Below are 19,767 nucleotides of genomic sequence, written 5' to 3'. Positions count from 1 at the left end.
AAGCCTTTGTACTTTCCCCCGAGGGGGAGTTCAAATATAGATTTCGGTCGGTGCAAACAATATATGCCCTAACTAATTCCAAGTATGACGGGTATAGAGTCAAACACCTTTACAGTGTCAGGTCAACTTGCGCATTGTCGATTAACCGCGCCTTGCCCAGCCAGGCGGCCACCAGGATCACCGCCCGGGTGCTTTCGGCGGTCAGCGGCCGCAGGGTGAGCGCATCGCGGATATCCAGGGCGTCCGGAGTCAACCCCGCCAGCTTCAGCTGGTTTGCCGCGTCTTCCAACAGTTCGCCGGTGTGCCGTTCGCCGCTCTTCAAGCGGGCCACCACCGATTCCAGCACCCGGTGCAGCTCCGGCGCCAGCCGGCGCTCCTCGGCGCTGAGATAGCCGTTGCGCGAGCTTAACGCCAGGCCGTCGTCGGCCCGTACCGTGGGCACGCCGACAATGTCGATATCGTAGCCCATATCCGCCACCATCTGGCGGATCAAAGCCAGCTGCTGGTAATCCTTCTGGCCGAAGCAGGCCACGTCCGGCTGCACCAGATTAAACAGCTTGCTGACGATGGTGGCCACGCCGCGGAAGTGGCCCGGCCGCAGGGCGCCTTCCAATATGCCGGAAAATCGCGGCACATCCACGTAAGTCTGGCTGTCCAGGCCCCGCGGGTAGATGACCTCCGCCGCCGGGGCGAACACCATGTCCACACCCCGGCGGGTCAGTTTTTCACAGTCTTCCTGCAAGCTGTGCGGATAAGCCGCCAGATCTTCGGCGCGATCGAACTGCATCGGGTTAACAAATATACTGACCACCACAATATCGGCACGGGCCCGGCTCTCGTCCACCAGAGCCATATGGCCGTCGTGGAGATTGCCCATGGTGGGAACCAGCGCAATGCGTTTACCTTCCTGCCGCCACTGTTTGACGGTTTGACGCAATAGCGGCGGAGTCTCGATAATTAGCACGCCATCTCTCCTGTCAATTAGTAAAAACTATGCTCCGGGGCGGGGTAAAGGCCTTGCTCCACTTCTTCGGCATACAAGCGGACGGCTGAACGGATATCTCCCCCCTTGGCAAGGAAATCCTTCGCGAATTTGGGCGTACCCTGCCCGGTAATGCCCAGTGCGTCCTGCATAACCAGAATCTGTCCGTCGGTGACGTTGCCGGCTCCGATGCCGATAACCGGTATGGACAATGCCTCGGTGACCCGCTGCGCCAGCGGGACCGGCACGCATTCCAGCACCAGCAGTTGCGCGCCGGCCCGCTCCAGGGCCAGGGCGTCGTTGTATAGCTGCTCGGCGCTGTCGGCGTCGCGGCCCTGTATTTTATAGCCGCCGAAGATGTTCACCGACTGCGGGGTCAGGCCCAGGTGGCCGCACACCGGTACGGCCCGTTCCGTCAGTCCGCTGACGGTGGGCGCCAGCCAGGCGCCGCCTTCCAGTTTTACCATGTTGGCGCCGGCGCGCATCAGTTCCGCTGCGCTGTCATAGGTTTGCTCCGGGGTGGCGTAACTCATGAACGGCAAATCAGCCAGCAGCAGGCAGGCCGTCGCTCCGCGGCGTACGCAGCGGGTGTGGTAAACGATGTCTTCCACTCGGACCGGCAGGGTTGAGTCATGGCCCTGCATAGTCATGCCGAGGGAGTCCCCCACCAGCATAACCTGGATGCCCGCCTGCTCGAATAAACGGGCAAAGCTGGCGTCGTAGGCGGTAATGGAGGCAAATTTGCGCTTTTGCTGTTTCCATGCGCGCAAATGGGAAACGGTGGTCATTTTCATCACAACCTCAGTCTGGCCGGGATAGGCAAAACAATTCGGAATGGCGGATTATTCTAAAGGAACCAGCTAACCGGTGATAGCGATCTCTGCATAAAACGTGCGGAAAATTATCCGGCCCGGCCAGCGGATGCGAGCGGCGTAAGTCATCGGTTATGAGGGAAGCATTGTGATAAGGGGGGGGCGGCCGTCGGTCAGAAGCGTTGTACTCGGTGCAGGTCATCCCAATAGTCCAGGCCGTTGAGCGGAACACGGGCAAGCAGGGCGGCAAGCCGCTGTCCATCTGGGAAGACCAGTCCGGGCGCCAATTCCGCCAGCGGATAAAGCATGAATTCGCGGTTTTGCATATCGTAGTGCGGTATGGTCAGCCGTTCGGTATGGATTTGCAGGTCGCCAAACAGCATTATATCCAAATCAAGCGTGCGCGGTCCCCAGCGGTTGGCCTTGCGTACGCGCCCCTGCTGCCGTTCAATGGTCTGGGTATGTTGCAGCAGCGTCTCGGGGGACAGCCCGGTATCGAACCCTACCACCACATTGAGATAATCGGGCTGATCCTGCGGTCCCAGCGGCCGGCTGCGGTAGTAGGAGGAGCAGGCCGTTAACCGGGTGTCGGGCAGCGCGGCCAGAGCCGCCAGGGCGGCAGTAACCTGGCGCAAGGGTTCCGCCAGGTTACTGCCGATAGCCAGCCATACCGGCGTCATCAGGCGGGATCGCGATAGGGGGTACGGCGGCGGGGGCGGCGCGGACGCTGATGGGCGGCACCGTCCTCGCTCAGGGTGCCCAGCAGGGAGTTCTGGCTGGGCGGCGCTGCAACCTGAAATTCTCCCCACCACTGCGTCAGACGCTGCAGCTCGGCGCTGTTTTCCACTTCGGCGCGCAGCGCCAGCAGATCGTAGGCCGCGCGGAATTTCGGATGTTCTATCAGCTTGAAGGCGCGTTTACCCTGGCGCCGGGACAGACGCAACTGCAATTGCCAGATATCGCGCATCAGCGTCGTTAGGCGCTTGGGGATGGCTAGGGAGCGGCATTGTTCGTCGAGAATATCGTTCAGCGCCAGGGAAAAAGCGTCGAAATACACCAGCCCGCCTTCCTGCGCCAGCTTTTGCGCCTGTTCCAGCAACGGATACCACAGCATGGCGGAAAACAGAAACGCCGGGTTCACCCGTTTGTCGTTCTGTATTCGCTGATCGGTGTTTTTCAGCACCTGGGTAACCATGCGTTCCATATGACTGTCGCCATGCTCGGTGAAGTTGCGGCTGATCAGGGGGAACATCGGCTGGAATAACTGGTATTCGCACAGCAGGCGGTAGGTGGGTTCGCCGTAACCGGCCTGGAGCAGCTTGAGGGATTCCTCAAACAGCCGCGCCGCGGGGATGTCCCGCAGCAGGGAGGCCAGACGCGGGATCGGCTCGGCGGTAGCCGCATCCACGGTCATGTTCAGCTTGGCGGCGAAGCGCACCGCCCGCAGCATGCGCACCGGATCTTCCCGGTAGCGCGTTTCAGGGTCGCCAATCAGGCGGATGACGCCCGCCTGCAAATCGCGCATACCGCCGGTATAATCGCGTACGGTGAAATCCGCCACGCTGTAATACAGGCTGTTGATGGTGAAATCGCGGCGCTGGGCATCTTCTTCGATGGAGCCGAAGATGTTATCCCGCAGCAGCATACCGTTATGGGCCTGCAGGGAAGCCACCGGCGCCTGTGAGGCCGCGTCATCGTCATCCGGCTCATGGGCCGAATGGTGGCCGCGGAAGGTGGCGACTTCGATGATTTCCGGTCCGAACATGACGTGGGCCAGGCGAAAGCGGCGGCCCACCAGGCGGCAATTGCGAAACAGCTTACGCATCTGCTCGGGGGTGGCATTGGTGGTAATGTCGAAATCCTTCGGCTTTCTACCCAGCAGCAGGTCGCGTACACCGCCCCCGACCAGATAGGCCTCATACCCGGCTTTGTTCAAGCGGTAAAGCACCTTCAATGCGTTTTCACTGATCTCTTTGCGGGAGATAGAGTGCTGGTCGCGCGGGATAATCGTCAAAGGGCGTCTATCCTCTGGTGCCGTCTCCGCGCTTTCACGGTTCAACACCTTACGGCAGAAGTTGGCTACACGGGTAAAAATAGTACACCTCAATAGTAACAAATAAACAGTAGCAGCAAATAACAGCGGCTAATCATAGCTCACCCCGCGTTTTTTGAGAACGGGGCAGGGCCTGTAACCGGTTCGATGGCGCAAGACGATAACGGTACGGCCGACAGCGACCAATGTTCTATCGCCAAGTCTAACATACTCTCCAGCGTCAAATCCCGCCACCCTTGCGCTACCGGTTGATTTAAAAAACGTAACGCCGCCAGCAGGGTCGGGCGGGGATCGCCGCCGGGCAGCACAGGGGCGTGGTTTTGTTTGGAAAGCTTCATCCCCGAGGACGTCAGCGCCAGCGGCAAATGAATATACGCCGGTTCTTTATAACCCAATTGCCGGTAGAGCGCCAATTGGCGTACGGTAGGCTCGATCAAATCCGCCCCTCGCACCACTTCGGTAATCCCTTGCGCCGCGTCGTCAACCACCACCGCCAGGTTATAGGCGAACAGCCCGTCGCGGCGGCGGATGATAAAATCCTCCCGTGCCAACGCCGGGTCGGCCCGAATTTCGCCGCGCAGGCCATCGCGAAACGACATTACCGGACGGGTCTGGCGCAAACGGATGGCGGCATGCTCCGCCGGCAAATCGAGCTCGCTGCAATGGCCGTCGTAGCGGCCGCCGAGGGCCTGGATGCGGGCGCGGCTACAATGGCAGTAATAGCTGAGTCCGCGCCGCTTCAACTCCGCCAGCACGTCGAGATAAGCCTCGCGGCGTTGCGACTGGTACCACACCTGTCCGTCCCAATGCAGGCCATAATCGGCCAGCTGGCGCAGGATGGTATCGGCGGCGCCGGGAATTTCGCGGGGAGGGTCTATGTCTTCGATACGCACCCGCCACAGTCCGCGGGAGGCACGGGCCTGAAGATAACTGCCGAGGGCGGCCACCAGGGATCCGAAATGGAGCGCGCCGGAGGGCGAAGGGGCGAAACGCCCCGTATATAGGCTATGTGTAGACATTCAAGAGGAAAGGCGAACCCGTAGCGTTACCCCGATGCCCGCACTCTGCTCCCTGAGAGGCATCGGTGAACGTGATTGATTCTTAACCTGCCATCTGCTTTTCGCGGATTTCAGCAAGTGTCTTGCAATCAATGCATAAATCGGCTGTCGGACGCGCTTCCAGGCGACGAATGCCGATTTCAACCCCGCAGGATTCGCAGTAGCCGAAATCACTGTCTTCCACCTTTTTCAAGGTCTTTTCGATTTTCTTGATTAACTTTCGTTCCCGATCGCGGTTGCGCAGTTCCAGGCTGAACTCCTCTTCCTGCGCCGCCCGGTCGACCGGGTCGGGGAAGTTGGCCGCCTCGTCCTGCATATGTGAAACGGTACGCCCCACCTCATCTCTGAGCTGATTGCGCCACGCATCAAGAATACGCCTGAAATGCAGCAGCTGGGCAGGGTTCATATACTCTTCACCCGGCTTCTGCTGGTATGGTTCCACCCCGGCGATGGCGAGAATGCTCAAGGAGGATGTCTTACGGTCTTGCCCTTCTTGCATGTTGCTTCTCCTTCATAACACGCACTATCGATCCCCAACGTGGGGAAAAAACAGGCCGCTATAAATAACAGATGACGCTAAGGTTGGCAATTATTCCTGACGCCCACTTGACAAGTATGTGAAGAAAGGCGTATTCGGCGACCCGTTAAGCCAAGGAAATACGGGACCTTTTGCTCTTTTCCCGGCTTGGATCGCCATCAAAATTAAAAAACGGTATCGGGGTATGCAACCTGATACCGCCAGGAGATAACTGCGCACCGTAGCAAAGTACTTCTACGCCTCTGCGCTGCGCCTGCAATAACATTTCTGCATAGAGCGGATCAATGTGCCGCGCGGGCGCCATCCTGGTGATCCCGGAATGCAGCACCGTAAAAAACAGCACGGCGCGCTGCCCCGATTCCGCTATAGCTTGTAATTCTCGTAAGTGTTTTTGTCCGCGTAATGTTACGGCATCGGGAAAATATCCCCATTGTTGCTGCAACAATGTTACCGATTTCACCTCAATATAGCAGTTGGGGCGATTTTCTGCTGCTAATAACCAGTCAATACGGCTATTTTCTGCGCCATAAGCCACTTCGGCCCTGAAGCTGTTATAACCGGACAGCTCCGGAATGGCGCCGGCAGCCAATGCCTCGCCCAGTAAATAATTGGCCCGCAGCGTATTTACACCTATCCATTGACCACAAGCGGTTTGGGTTAGTTCCCAACTGTGGGGATATCGGCGCTTGCGATTATCCGAGGTTGAATACCACACCTGATCGCCGGGCGCCCCACAGCCGGTCATGGCGCCGGTATTGGCGCAATGAATCGTCAGCTCCTCGCCGTCGGGGGTGACCACATCCGCCAGAAACCGCTTGTAACGTTGTACCAGGCGGGCGGGTTTTAAAACCGGTGTAAATTCCATAGATTTTCCGTTAAGGAGTTTCCGTTGGCGGATCAGGGGAGTCGCGCCGCGAGCGGCCAGCTTTCCAGCAGCATATATCGGGTACGTCCGTTTTCAAACGCCGAATGATAAAGATTGAAGGCGTTGACCTCCGTTTGCCAGCCCGGCGTGGCGGCGGGCAGGGATACGCCGGTAAACGCCTGGCGCAGCAGCGATATATGCGGATGATAGGGCATAGGGCTTTGATAACAGCCGTTCCGGGCGGCCTGGGCCCGCAGCCATTGCGCCAGTTGCAGCAATCCGCGCGGCGGGCTGCGCAAACCGAGCCATACTACCCCCGGACGCGGCCAATGACCGCAATCATCCAGGGTCAGCGTAAACAGCGATTGTTGCAATCGGGCGGCGGCCGCGCGCAATGCCTGCTCTTTATTGGCGCTGACCTCACCGAGGAACGCCAGAGTGAGATGCAGATTTTCTGCGGCCACCGGTCGCCCGGTCTCGGCCGAAAACTGCGCGGCACGCCATTGGATCACCTCTTGCCGGAGATTTTCAGGCAACGGCAGGGCAAAAAACAGACGTCGGGTGTCGGTCATTAGGCATATACCTCGCGAAATCCTGGAAAATAGTATATACCCGCCACCTTTCAAGTTGCAGGTGCGTTGGCTACGTTCATTCACCCGAATCACTTACTGATGTAAGCTCATCGGGTTCTCTCGCTTGCCGCCTGCCTGCAACCCGAAATGTATCGGGTATAATCCCCGCGGTAAATCCGGTGGCGGGGATGTTGCGCGGTTGCCGATTGTTCTGTTCTTTAATCAAGCGATGCTACAATGCCCGACTTTAAATGTTAACCCTTAACGGAGACGACGTGACGTCATTACCGGTCAGCGCCGTGGTGGATGAACTGCTGGCGGCGTTGCGAGACGCCGGCCAGGTGCTGCTGCATGCCCCCACCGGCGCCGGCAAATCCACCTGGCTGCCGCTGGAATTACTGCGCCGTGGCGGGCTGCCGGGGCGAATAGTAATGCTGGAGCCCCGGCGGCTGGCCACCAAAAATATTGCCCTGCGGCTGGCGTCGCAGCTGGGGGAAAGCGTCGGCGCAACCGTGGGCTACCGTATGCGCGCCGAGAGCCGCATCGGCGGCGGGACCCGGCTGGAGGTGGTGACCGAGGGCATACTGACCCGAATGCTGCAGCAGGACCCCGAGCTGCCCGGCGTGTCGCTGGTGATCCTGGATGAGTTCCATGAGCGCAGCCTGCAGGCGGATTTGGCGCTGGCCCTGCTGCTTGATGTGCAGCAGGGGTTGCGCGGGGATCTGCGTTTGTTGATCATGTCCGCCACCCTTGACGATGAGCGTCTGCTGTCGCTGCTGCCCGGCGCGCCGGTTATCCGCTCCGTCGGGCGCAGTTTCCCGGTGGAGCGCTCGTACCATCCGCTGCCGTCCCAGGGGTGGCCGGAACCGGCCATCGCCGCCGAGGTGAACCGCATGCTGCGGCTCCATTCCGGTTCATTGCTGCTTTTTTTACCCGGCGTCGCCGAGATACGCCGCGTGCGGGATTTGCTGGCGGAGCGGGTGGCGGAGGATGTGGATTTATGTCCGCTGTACGGCGCATTGTCCCTGGACGAGCAGCAGCGGGCCATCCGCCCGGCGGAGGAGGGACGCCGTAAAGTAGTGCTGGCCACCAATATCGCCGAGACCAGCCTGACCATTGAGGGGATCCGGCTGGTGGCGGACAGCGGTCTGGAGCGGGTAGCCGATTTCGATGCCCGCAGCGGCCTGAGCCGGCTGCAGACCCAGCGCATCAGCCAGGCTTCCATGGCGCAGCGCGCCGGCCGCGCCGGCCGGCTGGCGCCGGGCATCTGCTGGCATCTGTTCAGTCAGCCGCAGGCCGAGCGGGCGCCGGAATACGGTCAGCCGGAAATCCTGCACAGCGACCTGTGCGGCATGTATCTGGAACTGCTGCTGTGGGGCTGCCGGGACGCGTCGGAACTCCGCTGGCTTGACAGTCCGCCGGAGCCGATGATGGCCGCGGCCCGCGACACCCTGCGGCAATTGGGCGCTATTGATGATGCCGGCCGGCTTACCACCGTCGGGCGCGCTATGGGGCGGCTGGGCTGCGATCCGCGCCTGGCGGCCATGCTGTGCCACGGAGAAGGCCACGACGACGGGCTGGCCACGGCCGCGCTGCTGGCGGCGATTATCGAAGAGCCGCCCCGCAGCGGTTCCCCCGATCTGCGCGATTACCTGGCCCGCCCGCAATCCCACTGGCTGCGGCGCGCCAAACAGCTGGCGGGCCGGCTGTCGCCGCGCTGGGGCACGCCGGACGGCGGGCGGGCGGAAGCGCTGCTGGCATGGGGATTCCGGGATCGCATTGCCCGGCGCAGAAACCTTTCGGGGCGTTATCTGCTGGCCAACGGGCTTGGGGCCGCGCTGCCGCCCGACGAGGCCCTGTCCGCCGCCGAGTGGCTGATTGCGCCGGGTCTGCTGCAGGTGAGCCGTAATCCCGACGCCACCATTCGGCTGGCGATGCCGCTGGATATTGCTATGCTCATCGCTCGGTTTCCACAGTGGATAACCGTGGAAACCGCCATGCGCTGGGACCGGGAGAAAGGCAGTTTGCGGGTGGTGCGGCGGGAACAGATCGGCAGCCTGGTATTGCTTGAGCAACCGCAGGCAAGGCCGTCCGCCGAGCTGATGCAGCAGGCGCTGTTGAACTGGGTCGCGGAGCAGGGACTGTCGGTGCTCAATTGGGATGAGCCGGCGCAGCAGCTTCGCCAGCGCCTGCTGTGCGCCCGTGAGTGGCTGCCGGAAACGGACTGGCCGGCGGTGGACGATGCCGCGCTGCTGGCGGAGCTGCCGCGGTGGTTGCAGCCCTCCCTGGCCGGCGTGCATGATGTGCGTGCCCTACAGCAGGTAAATCTTGGCGAGGCGCTGATGCGGCTATTGGACTGGCCGCAGCGCCAGCGGCTGGAGAGTGCATTGCCCAGCCATTACACTGTGCCCACCGGCAGCCGGCTGCCGGTGCGTTATCGCCACGGCGAGCCGCCGGTGCTGGCGGTGCGGATGCAGGAGATTTTCGGAGAACAGAGCACGCCGCTGCTGGCGGAAGGCCGCGTCGGGCTGGTGCTGGAACTGTTGTCGCCGGCGCGGCATCCGTTACAGAAAACCGGCGATCTGGCGGCATTTTGGCGGGGCGCTTACCGCGACGTGCAAAAAGAGATGAAAGGCCGCTATCCCAAACATGTATGGCCGGATGACCCCGGCCGGGCGGCGCCAACCCGGCGCACCAAGAAATATCAGTAATATCGAGTTGAATTTCAGAGGTTTCCTCTATCGCTGATGGCGGCAGTGGAACAGAGTAGGCGGGGATTCCGTCGGTAGTAGGGAGAGTAACAACGATGTCTGGGGATGACCGTGAACCAATCGGACGTCATGGAAGGCCGTCCGATCGCAAAGTGCCGCGCAGGCAACCGGTGCGCAGCCGCCGGGACGACGATGATGAAGACGATCAGGAAGATTATGACGACGAAGAGGAAAAGGTAATGCCGCCGCATAAAGGGAAGTCGCGTCCGCCGCGTAAAAGAAGGCGCCTGCTCGGCTGGATGATCAGGATTTTTATCCTGCTGATCATCTTACTGGTTTGCTATGGATTCTACCTCGACGCCCAGGTACGCAGCCGAATCGACGGCAAGGTCTGGCAATTGCCGGCGGCGGTCTACGGCCGTATGGTTAACCTCGAGCCGGGCATGCCCTATAACAGGAACGAGATGGTCAACCTGCTGGAAGGCATGCAATATCGCCAGGTAAGTCGTATCACCCGTCCGGGGGAGTTTACCGTGCGGGCCAATAGTATCGAAATGCTACGCCGCCCGTTCGATTTCCCCGACAGCAAAGAGGGACAAATCCACGCCCGCCTGACCTTCGATCGCGATAAGCTGCTGGAAATCCAGAATCAGGATACCCAGCGCAGCTTCGGCTTTTTCCGGCTCGATCCCAAGCTCATCACCATGCTGCAATCCCCCAACGGCGAGCAGCGGCTGTTTGTGCCCCGCGCCGGTTTCCCCGATTTGCTGGTGGACACCCTGATTGCCACCGAGGACCGCCATTTTTATCAGCATGACGGTATCAGCCTCTCTTCCATCGGCCGCGCGCTGCTGGCGAATATCACCGCCGGCCGCGCGGTGCAGGGCGGCAGTACCCTTACCCAGCAACTGGTGAAAAACCTCTTTTTGACCAATGAGCGATCCCTGTGGCGAAAAGTTAATGAAGCCTATATGGCCCTGATCCTCGACTACCGCTACAGCAAGGATCGCATCCTCGAGCTTTATCTTAACGAGGTGTATCTCGGCCAGAGCGGCAGCGAGCAAATCCGCGGATTCCCCTTGGCCAGCCTCTATTATTTCGGCCGGCCGGTGGAGGAACTCAGCCTCGATCAACAGGCGCTGCTGGTGGGCATGGTCAAAGGGGCCTCCCTGTATAATCCCTGGCGTAATCCGCAGCTGGCGCTGGAACGGCGTAACCTGGTGTTGAGACTGCTGCAGGAACAGCAGGTGATTGACGGAGATTTGTATAACATGCTCAGCGCACGTCCGCTGGGGGTACAGCCGCGCGGCGGGGTGATTACGCCTCAGCCGGCGTTTATGCAGATGGTACGCCAGGAACTGCAGCAGAAGCTGGGTGACAAGTATAACGATTTGTCCGGCGTGAAAATCTTTACCACCCTGGACCCCATTTCCCAGGATGCGGCGGAAAAAGCGGTGGAAGACGGCGTTCCGGCGCTGCGTGCCGCCAGGGGCGTCAATGACCTGGAGAGCGCGATGGTGGTGGTGGACCGCTTCAGCGGCGAGGTTCGGGCCATGGTGGGGGGATCGCAGCCCCAGTTCGCCGGTTTCAACCGCGCCATGGACGCTCGCCGTCCGGTGGGGTCGCTGGCAAAACCCGCCACCTACCTTACCGCCCTGAGCCAGCCGGATAAATACCGACTTAATACCTGGCTGGCGGACGAGCCGATTTCCCTCCGGCAGCCCAACGGCACCCTATGGGCGCCGAAAAACTACGATCGTGAATTCCGCGGCAAGGTGATGCTGGTGGATGCCCTGGCCAATTCGCTGAATGTGCCGACGGTGAACCTGGGCCTGTCGGTGGGACTGACGGATATCAGCGGCACCTTGCAAAAACTGGGCATTCCGAAAGAGGTTATCAACCCGGTGCCGTCGATGTTGCTGGGGGCTATCAGCCTGACGCCGATGGAAGTGGCGCAAGAGTACCAGGCCATCGCCAGCGGCGGCAACAAAGCGCCGCTTTCGGCGGTGCGTTCGGTGATAAGCGAGGACGGACGGGTGTTGTACCAGAGCTTCCCCCAGGCGGAACGCGTGGTGCCGGCCCAGGCGGCGTACCTGACCCTATACGGTATGCAGCAGGTAGTGGCGCGCGGCACTTCGCGCTCGCTGTCGGTGAAATTCCCCAATTTCCATCTGGCGGGCAAGACAGGTACCACCAATGATCTGCGGGATAGCTGGTTTGCCGGGGTGGACGGCAAGGAAGTGTCCATCGCCTGGGTCGGCCGCGACAATAACGGTCCGGCCAAGATAACCGGCGCCAACGGCGCGCTGACCATCTATCGGCGTTATCTGGAAAACCAGCCTCCGCTGGCGCTGAATCTGATTCCGCCCGAGGGTATCAATCAGATTTCCATCGATTATGCCGGCAACTTTGTCTGCGGCGGCGACAGCAATATGCGGGTAATCCCGGTATGGACCGATAATCCGCAGTCGTTATGCCAGGCCAGCCAGCCCATCGCCCAGCAGCCGAATGTACCGGCGCAGCCCGGCGACGGACAGCCGGCGCAACAGCCTTCCCAGCAGCAACCGGCCCAGGACTCGGAAAAGAGCGATGGGGTCGCCGGCTGGATAAAGGATATGTTTGGGAAATAACAGCCGCCGATCGTGCAACGACAGTGTTAAAGGGAGAGCGCGCCAATGGGGTCGAAGCCGCCGTCTGGCGGCGGCCGGAGCGCCCCATGGCACGCTAGGCCCGCCATCGCCGAACGTGCAACGACCATGTTAAAGGGAGAGCGTCCCATGGCACGCTAGGCCCGCAATCGCCGAACGTGCAACGACCGTGTTAAAGGGAGAGCGCCCCATGGCACGCTAGGCCCGCCATCGCCGAACGTGCAACGACCATGTTAAAGGGAGAGCGCGCCAATGGGGTCGAAGCCGCCGTCAGGCGGCGGCCGGAGCGCCCCATGGCACGCTAGGCCCGCCATCATCGATCGTGCAACGACCATGTTAAAGGGAGAGCGCGCCAATGGGGTCGAAGCCGCCGTCAGGCGGCGGCCGGAGCGCCCCATGGCACGCTAGGCCCGCCATCACCCAGACCTCAATCGGGGCGGGCCATGCAACTCAACGGGAGATTCTCCTTGCAGTCCCCGATCCATTATGTCTATGATTGCGTCTTTGAATAATTCTCATTAACTTTATCAGCCGCGCAAACAAGATTGGGCTTATGCAAGATTCTCTCATATCACAGCATGCAGATTTCGTCTTAGACCAGGTCAGCTTTTCGGTTCCCGGCCGGGTACTGCTTCAACCCCTCTCATTTTCTTTCCCCCACGGCAAGGTTTGCGGCCTTATCGGCCACAACGGCTCGGGGAAATCCACCCTGCTGAAAATCCTCGGTCGCCAGCAGGACGCCACCGGCGGCGTGGCCCGGCTTAATGACAAACCGCTGTCGGCCTGGGAAAGCAAAGCGTTTGCCCGGCAGGTGGCGTATTTGCCACAGCAGTTGCCGCCGGCGGAAGGCATGACGGTGCGTGAGCTGGTGGCATTGGGCCGGTATCCCTGGCACGGTGCACTGGGACGTTTCGGCACCGCCGACCGGGAACATGTGGACGACGCCATCAAGCTGGTGGGCCTGCAATCCTTCGCGCAGCGGCTGGTGGACAGCCTGTCCGGCGGGGAACGCCAACGCGCCTGGCTGGCCATGACCGTGGCGCAGGACAGCCGGTGCCTGTTATTGGACGAACCCACCTCGGCGCTGGATATCGCCCACCAGGTGGATGTCCTAGCGCTGATCAAACGCATGAGCCGCGAGCGCGGCCTGACGGTTATCGTCGTACTGCATGATATCAATATGGCGGCCCGTTATTGCGACCATATTGCGGCGTTGCGTGGCGGCGAAATCATTGCCCAGGGATCGCCGGAAGAGTTAATGCAAGGGGACGTGCTGGAGCAAATCTACGGCATTCCCATGGGCATTTTGCCGCATCCCGGCGGCGGCGCGCCGGTCAGCTTTGTCTATTGATTCCCAGGTTCGGGCCACACCGTCCTGGCCCGGTCCCGCAGCCTTTTAGCTGTAAAAATTCACCGCCGTTTGTGTCTAAACGCAGGTTATAATCTGGCGAAACTGCGGCGGGCGGCATCCACCGTGCGGTCAATATCCTCGTGGCTGTGGGCCAGCGACATAAAGCCCGCCTCATAAGCCGACGGCGCCAGGTAAATCCCTTCATCAAGCATCATATGGAAAAAGCGCTTAAAGCGTTCGGTATCGCAGGACATGACGTCCTTATAGCAGGTCACGGCAGGCGCGTCGGTAAAGAAAAGTCCGAACATGCCGCCCACATGGTTGACCGCCAGGGAGACGCCTTCGGCCCGCGCCGCGTTCAGCAACCCCTGCGCCAGCCGATCGGTAAGGCCGGCCAAGGTCTGGTAGATACCGGGCTTGGTGAGTTCATTCAAACAGGCGTAACCGGCGGCCATGGCGATAGGATTGCCTGACAGGGTACCGGCCTGATAGACCGGGCCGGTGGGCGCCAGCGCCTGCATCACTTCACGGCGGCCGCCGAAGGCCCCCACCGGCATGCCGCCGCCGATGATCTTCCCCAGGCAGGTCAGGTCCGGCGTTACGCCGTAATACGACTGCGCCCCCGCCAGCGCCACCCTGAAACCGGTCATCACCTCGTCGATAATCAGCAGCGCGCCGAACTCATCGCACAGTGCCCGCAGCCCCGGCAGGAAATCCGGCAGCGGCGGCACGCAGTTCATATTACCGGCCACCGGCTCGACGATAATACAGGCGATTTCCCGCGGATACAGTTCGAACACCTGGCGCACCGAATCCGTATCGTTAAAGGTACAGGTCAGGGTATGCTTGGCGAAATCCGCCGGCACGCCCGGAGAACTGGGCTGGCCCAGGGTGAGCGCGCCGGAGCCGGCTTTCACCAGCAGGCCGTCGGCATGGCCGTGGTAGCAGCCCTCGAATTTGATGATTTTATCCCGGCCGGTATAGCCTCTCGCCAGGCGGATGGCGCTCATGGTGGCTTCTGTGCCGGAGTTGACCATGCGTACCATATCCATTGACGGCACGAGCTCGGTCACCAGAGCGGCCATTTTCACTTCGATTTCCGTCGGCGCGCCAAAGCTCAGGCCATGGCCGGCCGCTTCGATGACCGCGTCGCGTATCGCCGTATGATTATGGCCGAGCACCACCGGTCCCCAGGAGCCGACATAATCGATATAGGCCTTCCCGTCCACATCGTACAGCCAGGCGCCGTCCGCCCGCTCGATAAACAGCGGAGTTCCCCCCACGCCGTTGAAGGCGCGCACCGGAGAATTCACTCCGCCGGGGATCAACTGTTGTGCCTGCGCGTACAGTGTTTCGGAATGGCTCATTACTCGGTTCCTCGTTGGAAAAAAACATCGGCCCGGTAAGTGTAATAAACTGGCCCGCAATAAGACATCTTTGTGAGCCTTCGCAGGCCGAAACTTTTCTCTAAAACGCAGGGAAATCCCCGCCGGTGACGCAGTTTTCAGGCGGGAAACCGCTTTATTCGTCGATCCTGGCCCGCAGGGCCGGGTGGCGGGCGCTAACCCCAGCGTCGGAAAAGAGTTAGCACTCAGCGGTAAACAAAATATCCTCAATGGACAATACTTGAACGTTAAAGGCAGGTAGCGGATAATGATTTTACTAATCAGGTTGTTTTGCCTTCAGCCTGACGGCCATGTTTGGGAGTGAGAGTCAATGAGTGAAACTGCGGTATTGCCATTACAATTTACCGATTCGGCGGCAAAAAAAGTCAAGAATCTGATCGCGGATGAAGAAAACCCGAATCTTAAACTGCGGGTTTACATTACCGGCGGCGGTTGCAGCGGCTTCCAGTATGGATTTACTTTTGACGACAAGATTAACGAAGACGACATGACCATTGAAAAACAGGGTGTGGCGCTGGTGGTGGATCCCATGAGCCTGCAATATCTGGTGGGCGGATCGGTGGACTACACCGAAGGACTGGAAGGATCGCGTTTTGTGGTCAACAACCCGAACGCCAAAACCACCTGCGGCTGCGGCTCGTCCTTCAGCATTTAATCGTCAGGGGCCCTCGCGGCCTCCATTCCTGATTATCATCCTGCGGGCCGGCGCATTCACTGCGCATCGGCTCCGTTAATGCCGCCTGATCATTCAATCCTATCGACCCTTGCCCCGGACGCATCATCTTGCAAACGCGTTGAGTCGTCCGCGGTTATTTCTCCAGTTCAAAGGTCGGCAACTTGAGATGCCAGCGGATGGCCGCCAGCCGGATAATCAGGGTGACGGCCATGCCCATTATCGACGCGTGCTGCGCGCCCACCTGGAAAGTATGAAAAGCGGTGGTATGGACGATGCCGCCGGCAATACAGGCGGTAGCGTAAATTTCCGTACGCAGGATCATGGGGATCTCCCGCGCCAGCACGTCCCGCAGTATGCCGCCGCCAACGCCGGTGATAACCCCCATGCACACCGCCACCAGCGGACCGGTGCCGCCGGCGAAGGCTTTATTCACGCCGATGCCGACAAAGACCGCCAGCCCGATGGCATCGAGCACCGGCAGGATCCAGGCCGGTAAATGGCGGGGTTGCCTTACTACCATGATGGTGACGAAACAGGTCACCATCGCCACCACCAGATCGGTGGGATCCCTCACCCAGAATACCGGACCGTTGTTAAGGGCCATATCCCTGATGGTGCCGCCGCCGATGGCCGTCACCACTCCCAGCACCAGCACGCCGAAAGGGTCCATGCGCAGCTTTCCCGCCAGCAGGACGCCGGAAATGGCAAAAACCGCCGTACCCAGAATATCCAAAATAGCCAACATCAATGCACACCTGAAATTTTCACGGCCGCGGGATTTTCCCCGCCCGGCCGATCGCGAGCCGCCAGCGTTCGGCATAGCTGCTCCGCCGCCAGCATGATGCGCGGACCGCTGCGGTTGAACCAATCCTCGTTGAGGGCGATAACCGGCACCGTCAGCTGCGGCTGCCAGAAGGCTTTAACCAGGGGAATGCGACCATCGTCGCCGGCGGTCACGATGGCCTGCGGTTTGCGGATCAGCACCTGTTCGCGGCTGACCTGCGGCCAGGGCACCGGGCTGTCGTCGAAAATATTCCGCGCGTTGCACAAGTTCAGGATCTGGCTTTGCAGCGTCCGCTTGCCGGCGGTGAACAAGGGTTGATTGCCGAACTGCATAAACACCCGTATCGGCGGATTGGCGGCATAGCGTTTTTTCAGATCCGCCGCCCGCTGGCGAATCTCCCGCGCCGCCTGATGAGCCTGCTCAGGATGGGGGCTATAGGCGGCCAGGCTGTCCAGGCTTTTGGCGATATCCTCCACCGTAAGCGGATCGATATAGAGTATCGGGATGCCGAACGCCGCGAGCTGATCCAGCTGCCGCTGCGGATTCCCCCCGCGCCAGGCCAGGATCAGGTCCGGTTTCAACGCCAGAATCCGCTCAAGATTGATGCCTTGCCAGGAGGCCACCTGTTCCAGCTTTTTTGCCTGAGGCGGGTAATCCGACCAGGCGCTGGCCGCCACCAGCACCGTGCCCATACCCGCCGCGTAGGCCAGTTCGGTGGTATGGGGAGCCAGGCTTATCACCCGGTGCGCCGACCAGGCCGAGGGCGCAAGGAGTATCAGCAGCAGCAATAGTCCGGCGCGCCGGGACGTCGATAATATCATTGGTGCCCGGCCAGGGCGCCTATCATGGTGTCAACCAGACGGCTGGACTGTTTGGCCGCCACCGCCAAAAACTCATCAAAGCTGAGGTGGGAAGCCCGGTCCGCCACGTCGGAAATGGCCCGCACCACGACAAAGGGCACCACGAACTGATGGCAGACATGGGCAATGGCCGTGGCTTCCATTTCCACCGCGATAGCCTGCGGGAAGAGGGTGCGGATACGGCTAAGGGGCTGCGCGCCGTTGATAAACGCATCGCCGCTCACCACCAGGCCGCGCACCGCGCGCATATCCAGCCGGGTGATGCACTTTTCCGCCAGGGCCACCAGCGAGGCGTCGGCGGGAAACGCCGCCGGGCACTGGGCCATCTGTCCCGGCTCGTAGCCAAAGGCGGTGACGTCCACGTCATGGTATCTTACCTCGGTGGACACCACGATATCCCCCACCTCCAGGGACGATGCCAATCCGCCGGCGGAGCCGGTATTGATCACGAAGTCGGGCTGGTAATGATCCAGCAGCAGCGCGGTGCCCAGGGCGGCGGAAACTTTACCGATGCCGGATTTCAGCAGCACGACTTCTATGCCGTGCAACCGGCCGCTGTAGATTTCGCATCCCGCTTTTTGCCAGGTGGTCCGATCCTCAATCAGGTCACGCAGCAAGGCGACTTCCTGTTCCATCGCGCCGATAATGCCTACTCTCATTTCATTGCCCTTACTGTTAATCAATTTTTGATATCCAAGATGGATGTTAATTTACCCTTGGGGTAAGTTCCGGCATTCTATCATGTCCGGGGACGGGAAATAATTGCCGCCGTGGTTGCATTTAACTCCTGCTATGGGTATCACGGTAGTTCAGGAACAGCATTGGGGGAACATGATGTCCGCGATCGACTTTCGCAAGAAACTGAGTTTTCAGCGCCCTTCCGGTCAACCCATTATCGCCGAGGACGAATATGCCGTTATCCGCCAGTTTGAAAGCGATCGCGGACGCATCATCAACTCCGCCGCCATTCGCCGCCTGCAGCAGAAAACCCAGGTCTTCCCCCTTGAACGCAATGCGGCGGTGAGGTCTCGGCTGACCCACTCCCTGGAGGTGCAGCAGGTGGGCCGGCATATCGTTAAGGAGGTCTTCCATCAGCTCAAGAGCGAACGGCGTATCGAGGATCTGGGCCTGTCACAGCTGGAGGCTCCCTGTGAAAGCATCGTCGAAATGGCTTGCCTGATGCACGATATCGGCAACCCTCCGTTCGGCCATTTTGGCGAAGCGGCGATTAACGACTGGTTCGGCCGCCGTCTGGATATCGCCGGTTTAGGCAATGAGGCCCAGGGCAACGATCGCTGCCAGGTGGAGATTTTGCGCCTGCGCGCCGGTGAAAACGACGATAACGAATTGCGTTCCCGCATCCGTCTCGATTTGTGCCATTTCGAAGGCAATGCGCAGGCTATCCGCATGGTGCACAGTCTGCTCAAACTAAACCTGACCTATGCCCAGGTGGGCTGTGTCCTGAAATACACCCGCCCGGCTTACTGGCAGGGCGCGGCGCCGGCGGAATTCAGCTATCTCATGAAAAAACCGGGCTATTATCTGGCGGAAGAAGGGTATATCAAGACATTGCGCGATGAATTAGGGCTAGGGGAGTACCATCGGTTTCCTCTGACCTATATTATGGAAGCCGCTGACGATATTTCTTATTGCATCGCCGACCTGGAAGATGCAGTGGAGAAAAAGATATTTACCGTAGAGCAATTATATAACCACCTTTTGCAGGAATGGGGCGAGGTTACGAAAGGCGATTTATTCCAGCAGGTGATCGGACAGGCTTTTGACAAGATAATGCGCAGTCAGGGGTTACGCAGCGGCGATCAGTTTTTCATGTATTTACGGGTTAATACCGTCGCCAGTCTGGTGCCCCATGCGGCACAGCGTTTTCTTGACAATCTGGCGACAATATTTGACGGATCTTTTAATCAGGGATTATTGGAGGACTCAAGCCCGGCTTATCAATTGCTGAAGATATTCAAAGGGGTGGCATTCAAACATGTCTTTAACCATCCGGAGGTTGAGCAGCTTGAACTGCAAGGTTACCGGGTCATCAGCGGGCTGCTGGAAATCTACAGTCCCTTGCTTGAGATGCCGTGGGAGGCGTTCAGCGCACTGGTGGCCCAGGATTATCACAGGGATTATATGATCCCCACCCGGCTGTTTCACAAATTATCCACTAAACATCGCCTGGCATATGGTGAAGCGGTAGCTCAATTAAATCAGTATCCTCAACGACAGCAATCGATGATGGAATTTTATTATCGGGCGCGGTTGGTTCAGGACTATATTAGTGGTATGACCGATCTTTATGCTTGGGACGAATATCGCCGATTAATGGCGGCGGAGTGAGCCGGACGGCATTGCCGAGTTTTGTAAAGCCGGCCAATATTTATTTACCATTGCGGTTTTTAGTCTACTGAACTTCGTGTTATTTCATTACTCTCACATAAT

General features: G+C 59.8%; 17 protein-coding genes. 5 read left to right on the top strand and 12 right to left on the bottom strand.

Going from position 1 to position 19,767, the window contains the following annotated elements; genetic code table 11:
- Positions 1-109: 109 nt before the first annotated feature.
- From panC to thpR, 8 genes are all read right to left on the bottom strand, one after another.
- Positions 110-964, bottom strand: coding sequence for a pantoate--beta-alanine ligase (gene panC, locus GTU79_RS22905; RefSeq protein ID WP_132926064.1), 855 nt, complete (start codon positions 962-964; stop codon positions 110-112).
- 17 nt (positions 965-981) lie between these two features.
- The gene (gene panB / locus GTU79_RS22900; RefSeq protein WP_132926066.1) at positions 982-1,776 is read right to left on the bottom strand and encodes a 3-methyl-2-oxobutanoate hydroxymethyltransferase; all 795 of its coding nucleotides are present in this window, start codon (positions 1,774-1,776) and stop codon (positions 982-984) included.
- A 191-nt stretch (positions 1,777-1,967) separates the two neighbouring features.
- The gene (gene folK / locus GTU79_RS22895; protein WP_203523847.1) at positions 1,968-2,474 is read right to left on the bottom strand and encodes a 2-amino-4-hydroxy-6-hydroxymethyldihydropteridine diphosphokinase; all 507 of its coding nucleotides are present in this window, start codon (positions 2,472-2,474) and stop codon (positions 1,968-1,970) included.
- On the bottom strand, positions 2,474-3,889 hold the full coding sequence (pcnB, locus tag GTU79_RS22890; protein ID WP_203524050.1) for a polynucleotide adenylyltransferase PcnB: 1,416 nt from the start codon (positions 3,887-3,889) through the stop codon (positions 2,474-2,476). Before pcnB ends, folK begins: the two co-directional genes overlap by 1 nt.
- Before the next feature lie 59 nt (positions 3,890-3,948).
- Positions 3,949-4,866 (bottom strand): tRNA glutamyl-Q(34) synthetase GluQRS, encoded by a 918-nt coding sequence (gluQRS, locus tag GTU79_RS22885; protein ID WP_132926071.1) that lies wholly within the window; start codon positions 4,864-4,866, stop codon positions 3,949-3,951.
- An 82-nt stretch (positions 4,867-4,948) separates the two neighbouring features.
- Positions 4,949-5,404: an RNA polymerase-binding protein DksA gene (dksA, locus tag GTU79_RS22880; protein ID WP_132926073.1), complete on the bottom strand. Its 456-nt coding sequence runs from the start codon at positions 5,402-5,404 to the stop codon at positions 4,949-4,951.
- Positions 5,405-5,549: 145 nt separating this feature from the next.
- Entirely contained in the window at positions 5,550-6,308 is a 759-nt protein-coding gene (gene sfsA, locus GTU79_RS22875) for a DNA/RNA nuclease SfsA (protein WP_203523846.1), read from the bottom strand.
- Positions 6,309-6,340: 32 nt separating this feature from the next.
- Positions 6,341-6,880, bottom strand: a complete 540-nt coding sequence (thpR, locus tag GTU79_RS22870) for an RNA 2',3'-cyclic phosphodiesterase (protein ID WP_203523845.1) — start codon at positions 6,878-6,880, stop codon at positions 6,341-6,343.
- A gap of 251 nt (positions 6,881-7,131) precedes the next feature.
- Between thpR and hrpB the strand changes: the two genes are divergently transcribed.
- From hrpB to fhuC, 3 genes are all read left to right on the top strand, one after another.
- Positions 7,132-9,591: an ATP-dependent helicase HrpB gene (gene hrpB / locus GTU79_RS22865; protein WP_203523844.1), complete on the top strand. Its 2,460-nt coding sequence runs from the start codon at positions 7,132-7,134 to the stop codon at positions 9,589-9,591.
- 95 nt (positions 9,592-9,686) lie between these two features.
- The gene (gene mrcB, locus GTU79_RS22860) at positions 9,687-12,221 is read left to right on the top strand and encodes a bifunctional glycosyl transferase/transpeptidase (RefSeq protein WP_203523843.1); all 2,535 of its coding nucleotides are present in this window, start codon (positions 9,687-9,689) and stop codon (positions 12,219-12,221) included.
- Between the two features lie 571 nt (positions 12,222-12,792).
- Positions 12,793-13,590 (top strand): Fe3+-hydroxamate ABC transporter ATP-binding protein FhuC, encoded by a 798-nt coding sequence (gene fhuC, locus GTU79_RS22855; RefSeq protein WP_203523842.1) that lies wholly within the window; start codon positions 12,793-12,795, stop codon positions 13,588-13,590.
- A gap of 86 nt (positions 13,591-13,676) precedes the next feature.
- Here the strand turns inward: fhuC and hemL are convergent, their stop codons facing one another.
- Complete coding sequence (gene hemL, locus GTU79_RS22850; protein ID WP_214513396.1) at positions 13,677-14,957, bottom strand: glutamate-1-semialdehyde 2,1-aminomutase; 1,281 nt, start codon at positions 14,955-14,957, stop codon at positions 13,677-13,679.
- Between the two features lie 349 nt (positions 14,958-15,306).
- Between hemL and erpA the strand changes: the two genes are divergently transcribed.
- Positions 15,307-15,651, top strand: coding sequence for an iron-sulfur cluster insertion protein ErpA (gene erpA / locus GTU79_RS22845; RefSeq protein ID WP_132926086.1), 345 nt, complete (start codon positions 15,307-15,309; stop codon positions 15,649-15,651).
- A gap of 154 nt (positions 15,652-15,805) precedes the next feature.
- Here erpA and GTU79_RS22840 read toward each other — a convergent pair whose 3' ends face one another.
- From GTU79_RS22840 to mtnN, 3 genes are read right to left on the bottom strand one after another with little or no spacing between them, the layout of a single operon-like run.
- On the bottom strand, positions 15,806-16,417 hold the full coding sequence (locus tag GTU79_RS22840) for a TRIC cation channel family protein (protein WP_413741533.1): 612 nt from the start codon (positions 16,415-16,417) through the stop codon (positions 15,806-15,808).
- Positions 16,417-17,277 (bottom strand): vitamin B12 ABC transporter substrate-binding protein BtuF, encoded by an 861-nt coding sequence (gene btuF, locus GTU79_RS22835; RefSeq protein WP_203523840.1) that lies wholly within the window; start codon positions 17,275-17,277, stop codon positions 16,417-16,419. The genes GTU79_RS22840 and btuF overlap by 1 nt, the downstream gene beginning before the upstream one ends.
- Complete coding sequence (mtnN, locus tag GTU79_RS22830; RefSeq protein ID WP_203523839.1) at positions 17,274-17,975, bottom strand: 5'-methylthioadenosine/S-adenosylhomocysteine nucleosidase; 702 nt, start codon at positions 17,973-17,975, stop codon at positions 17,274-17,276. The genes btuF and mtnN overlap by 4 nt, the downstream gene beginning before the upstream one ends.
- A gap of 175 nt (positions 17,976-18,150) precedes the next feature.
- On the opposite strand from mtnN, the gene dgt reads away from it, so the two are divergent.
- A complete protein-coding gene (gene dgt, locus GTU79_RS22825) occupies positions 18,151-19,665 on the top strand; it encodes a dGTPase (protein WP_203523838.1) in 1,515 nt (504 codons plus the stop codon).
- Positions 19,666-19,767 lie beyond the last annotated feature (102 nt).

Origin of the sequence: Sodalis ligni (genome assembly GCF_016865525.2) — a bacterium.
GTDB lineage: Bacteria > Pseudomonadota > Gammaproteobacteria > Enterobacterales > Enterobacteriaceae > Acerihabitans > Acerihabitans ligni.
Note: the sequence above shows the minus strand (reverse complement) of the source record. Positions and strands in the feature narration are given on the sequence as shown.

Bases quoted from the DNA above. Each gene is read 5' to 3' on its own strand.
- panB (WP_132926066.1), bottom strand. From the start codon at position 1,776: ATGAAAATGACCACCGTTTCCCATTTGCGCGCATGGAAACAGCAAAAG.
- folK (WP_203523847.1), bottom strand. From the start codon at position 2,474: ATGACGCCGGTATGGCTGGCTATCGGCAGTAACCTGGCGGAACCCTTG.
- gluQRS (WP_132926071.1), bottom strand. From the start codon at position 4,866: ATGTCTACACATAGCCTATATACGGGGCGTTTCGCCCCTTCGCCCTCC.
- dksA (WP_132926073.1), bottom strand. From the start codon at position 5,404: ATGCAAGAAGGGCAAGACCGTAAGACATCCTCCTTGAGCATTCTCGCC.
- sfsA (WP_203523846.1), bottom strand. From the start codon at position 6,308: ATGGAATTTACACCGGTTTTAAAACCCGCCCGCCTGGTACAACGTTAC.
- thpR (WP_203523845.1), bottom strand. From the start codon at position 6,880: ATGACCGACACCCGACGTCTGTTTTTTGCCCTGCCGTTGCCTGAAAAT.
- hrpB (WP_203523844.1), top strand. From the start codon at position 7,132: ATGTTAACCCTTAACGGAGACGACGTGACGTCATTACCGGTCAGCGCC.
- mrcB (WP_203523843.1), top strand. From the start codon at position 9,687: ATGTCTGGGGATGACCGTGAACCAATCGGACGTCATGGAAGGCCGTCC.
- fhuC (WP_203523842.1), top strand. From the start codon at position 12,793: ATGCAAGATTCTCTCATATCACAGCATGCAGATTTCGTCTTAGACCAG.
- hemL (WP_214513396.1), bottom strand. From the start codon at position 14,957: ATGAGCCATTCCGAAACACTGTACGCGCAGGCACAACAGTTGATCCCC.
- erpA (WP_132926086.1), top strand. From the start codon at position 15,307: ATGAGTGAAACTGCGGTATTGCCATTACAATTTACCGATTCGGCGGCA.
- GTU79_RS22840 (WP_413741533.1), bottom strand. From the start codon at position 16,417: ATGTTGGCTATTTTGGATATTCTGGGTACGGCGGTTTTTGCCATTTCC.
- btuF (WP_203523840.1), bottom strand. From the start codon at position 17,277: ATGATATTATCGACGTCCCGGCGCGCCGGACTATTGCTGCTGCTGATA.
- mtnN (WP_203523839.1), bottom strand. From the start codon at position 17,975: ATGAGAGTAGGCATTATCGGCGCGATGGAACAGGAAGTCGCCTTGCTG.
- dgt (WP_203523838.1), top strand. From the start codon at position 18,151: ATGTCCGCGATCGACTTTCGCAAGAAACTGAGTTTTCAGCGCCCTTCC.